3 protein-coding genes and 1 pseudogene are annotated in these 3,862 nt (G+C 25.7%); all 4 read left to right on the top strand.

What is annotated here, in order from left to right; translation table 11 throughout:
* Nucleotides 1-41 precede the first annotated feature (41 nt).
* The 4 genes and pseudogenes from Q5F54_RS11655 (at nucleotide 42) to Q5F54_RS11640 (ending at nucleotide 3,749) form a co-directional block, all read left to right on the top strand.
* A pseudogene (locus Q5F54_RS11655) lies at nucleotides 42-475 on the top strand (class I SAM-dependent methyltransferase).
* Nucleotides 476-908: 433 nt separating this feature from the next.
* On the top strand, nucleotides 909-1,451 hold the full coding sequence (locus Q5F54_RS11650; RefSeq protein ID WP_071120895.1) for a biotin transporter BioY: 543 nt from the start codon (nucleotides 909-911) through the stop codon (nucleotides 1,449-1,451).
* A 225-nt stretch (nucleotides 1,452-1,676) separates the two neighbouring features.
* The gene (locus Q5F54_RS11645) at nucleotides 1,677-3,500 is read left to right on the top strand and encodes a glycoside hydrolase family 13 protein (RefSeq protein ID WP_288526785.1); all 1,824 of its coding nucleotides are present in this window, start codon (nucleotides 1,677-1,679) and stop codon (nucleotides 3,498-3,500) included.
* A 48-nt stretch (nucleotides 3,501-3,548) separates the two neighbouring features.
* The gene (locus tag Q5F54_RS11640; protein WP_288526784.1) at nucleotides 3,549-3,749 is read left to right on the top strand and encodes a hypothetical protein; all 201 of its coding nucleotides are present in this window, start codon (nucleotides 3,549-3,551) and stop codon (nucleotides 3,747-3,749) included.
* Nucleotides 3,750-3,862 lie beyond the last annotated feature (113 nt).

Here is a 3,862-nt window from a genome sequence, read left to right as displayed (position 1 = left end):
AAAAGTCAGGGTTATCTTTTGATAGAGTTGTAAGTGTTGGTATGCTTGAGCATGTAGGCAGACCTAATTATGATTTATTTATGAGAAATGTATCGAAAGTACTTAAAAAAGAAGGTATATTTGTACTTCATTATATAAGTGGGTTAGTTGAATCAGAAGGAGATGCTTGGATGAGAAAATACATATTCCCTGGAGGAGTTATACCAAGTTTAAGAGAAATTGTATCTTTATCTGCAGACTATAAATTCTACACTACTGATATAGAAAGCTTAAGAACACATTATATGAAAACTTTGAAAATAATATAGATACAGTTAGAGAAATGTTTGATGAAAGATTTGTTAGAATGTGGACTATGTATTTATATTCTTGTGCAGCTTGCTTTAACACTGGTGTCATAGATCTTCATCAAATAGTATTTACTAATGGAGTTAATAACTCAAACCCTTTAACAAGGGATTACTTATATAGATAAATAGATATTTATTAAAATTATTAGTTAAGGTATATATTATTAAATTAACTGTTTATAAAATACATATATATTAAAAGGTGCTTCTTGATTTATTTAATAAGAAGCACTTTTGTATTATAATAAATAGCTGAACAAAATAATACAATAATATTATTTTTGAACGTAGGTGTATGATAGCTATAATAAATGAAAATACACTTATAAAACTTTATTTAGAAAAAACTAGAAGAAATAATTATACATGATTACTTAGAATTTTATCGATATTACACAATGAAACAATATTTAAATGATTAAAAAATAATATAAAAACAATAAAAATACATTAATATTATGTATCTAAACTTAAATTTAATTGACTTTGTAAAAATAAAGAATATAATTGAATTGTAAACCATAAATAAAAGATAGGTTTACAAAAGGGGGGGTACATATGAAATTAAAAACTAAGGAATTAGTAATATGTTCAATATTTGCGAGCTTAACAGCAATATTAACTCAAATATCTATACCACTTCCAGCAGTGCCACTTACTATGCAAGTATTTGCAGTGGCTTTATGTGGTTTAGTTTTAGGTAAGCGATTAGGATTTATATCTCAAATTATATATGTATTATTAGGTACAATAGGATTACCTGTATTTGCACAGTTTAGTGGTGGGATAGGTATAATATTAGGTCCTACAGGTGGATTTATATTATCATTTCCAATAATAGCATTTATAGTAGGTTATTTTTCTGAAAAGTTTAAATCTACAATTGGAATTATGTTTGGGATGATATGTTCTTTATTAATAAGTTATATAATAGGTACGCTTCAATTTTGTATAGTGACTAATTCAGATTTTATAAAAGGTCTTACAATATGTGTAGCACCATTTATAATTGTAGATATTATAAAATTAAGTCTTGCTACTTTAGTTGGGAAAAGTATATTAAGAAGAGTTAATTTCGGATATAGTATAGAAACAAGCTAGGCATATGTCTAGCTTTATTTTTATGTATAAGTAAATTATATAATTTAGAAATGATAAATAATATAATATTGTCATTGAAATCATTTAAAATATAAATATTATGAGTACATAAATATTTATATAAGCATAAAACATAAAAAAGTTTTTTTAATATTAAATTAATACCATATGCACTAAAATAAGTATATAATTTATTTTATAATGGATAGATAGGGGAGATTTTTTATGAGCAAAATAACAAGAGAAGCATTACTTCATATACCAAGAAGTAACTATTGTTATGGATATGATGAAAATACACTTCATATAAGACTTAGAGCTAAAAAGGGAGAAGTTAAAAGTGCATTTTTAAGAATAGGAGATCAGTATATTTGGGATGAATTAGAAGGTGGAGGAGGAAACTTAGGGTCTGGTGGAAAAGTGTGGATTTCAAGTTGTGATATAAAAATGGAGAAGGAATTAGAAACAGAGTATTTTGATTACTTTATAGCAAAATACAATCCACCAACAAAGCGTTCAAGATACTGTTTTATAATAGATGATATAGATGAAAAGCTTTTGTATACTGAAAAATATATAATAAATTTAGGGAATGAAGATAATCAAAAGAAATTAAATGACATATCATCATTTTTTGCTTATTCATATTTAAATAAAATAGATGTACTTAAAATACCAAGTTGGGTTAAAGATACTGTTTGGTATCAGATATTTCCTGATAGATTTGCAAATGGAGATGAAAGCATAAATCCTAAAGATACAAAAACTTGGGGAACACCTCCAACTAATGATAACTTCATGGGAGGAGATTTACAAGGAGTTATAGACCACTTAGATTATTTAAAAGACTTAGGAGTAACTGGATTATATTTTTGTCCAATAACCATGGGTCATACCAATCATAGATATGATACAATAGACTATATGAAAATAGATCCTCATTTGGGAGATAAAAAAACACTAAAAAAATTAGTAAAAGAGGCTCACAAAAGAGGTATGAAAATAATGCTCGATGCAGTATTTAATCATATAGGATATTACTCTAAACAATGGCAGGATGTTATAAAAAATAAAGAAAAATCAAAGTATAAAGACTGGTTTTATATAAAAGACATTAATAAAGTAGACACACCACTTAATAAAATAGACTCAAAAAACATTCCTTATGAGACATTTTCATGTGTTGCTGAAATGCCAAAATTAAATACAGAAAATGAAGAGGTTATAGAGTATTTATTAGAGGTAGGAAGATACTTTATAAAAGAGTTTGATATAGATGCATGGAGATTAGATGTATCAAACGAAGTTGACCATAGTTTTTGGAGGCAATTTAGAAAAGAAGTAAAAAAGATAAAGTCTGATGTATATATATTAGGTGAAATATGGCACAATAGCTTGCCTTGGCTAATGGGAGATCAATTTGATGCTGTAATGAATTATCCATTTGCAGATGCTTTAATAAAGTTTTTCTGTACAAATGAAATAGATGAAATTGAGTTTAAATATAGATTAAACGATATAGTATCAAATTATCAAATGCAAACTATTGAATCTGGATTTAATTTACTTGGAAGTCATGATACAACTAGGGTACTTTCATATTGCAATAATAACAAGGATAAATTTAAGTTAGCATATTTATTTATGTTTACTCAATCAGGTGCACCGTGTATATACTACGGAGATGAAGTTGGTATGACTGGAGTACAAACTAAAGACTGTGAAGGTCAACGTGAATGTATGGTGTGGGATGAAGATAAGCAAGATAAAGAAATACTTACATTTATGAAAAAGATTATAAGTTTAAGAAAAAGATATAGTGAATTTAAGTTAGTAAATAATGAATGGGTACTAGCAAAAGATAAGGTTATAATAGTTAAAAAAGAAAATATAAGTATAATAATTAATAATAATGACTTTGAAAAAACTATAGATCTTCCTGATTACTTAAAAGATAAGAAAGTATATGATCTATTTAATGAAGTTTACGTAAACCTAGAGTCAAATCTTACACTAAATCCATATAAATATTTAATAATAAAGAATTAAATTAAAGTTTAATATAGATTATGATTAACATATTTAAGTAAGAGATAGGTGATATATATTAAAAGGTTAAAGGAATTATTAGATAGAAAGTTTCTAAAGGATATAGAGTTATTAGAGTTAGAAGATAATGACTATGTAATAGACTGTAGATTTATAAAGCCATATAATGCTCATTATAATGAGTATGAAGTATTTGTAAGAGAAGATGATGAAATAAAAATATATAAGGTATATTTAAAGCATAGATAAAACTAATATTTAAAAAGTATATAAAGATATATAATATAAATAAAAGAGTCATAAAATATTATAAAATGTACCCTATAGAGTAGACAGCTAATAAAAAGGTCTACTCTATAGGG

This window comes from uncultured Romboutsia sp. (assembly GCF_958366745.1).
GTDB lineage: Bacteria > Bacillota > Clostridia > Peptostreptococcales > Peptostreptococcaceae > Romboutsia > Romboutsia timonensis.
Note: the sequence above shows the minus strand (reverse complement) of the source record. Positions and strands in the feature narration are given on the sequence as shown.

Bases quoted from the DNA above. Each gene is read 5' to 3' on its own strand.
- Q5F54_RS11645 (WP_288526785.1), top strand. From the start codon at position 1,677: ATGAGCAAAATAACAAGAGAAGCATTACTTCATATACCAAGAAGTAAC.
- Q5F54_RS11650 (WP_071120895.1), top strand. From the start codon at position 909: ATGAAATTAAAAACTAAGGAATTAGTAATATGTTCAATATTTGCGAGC.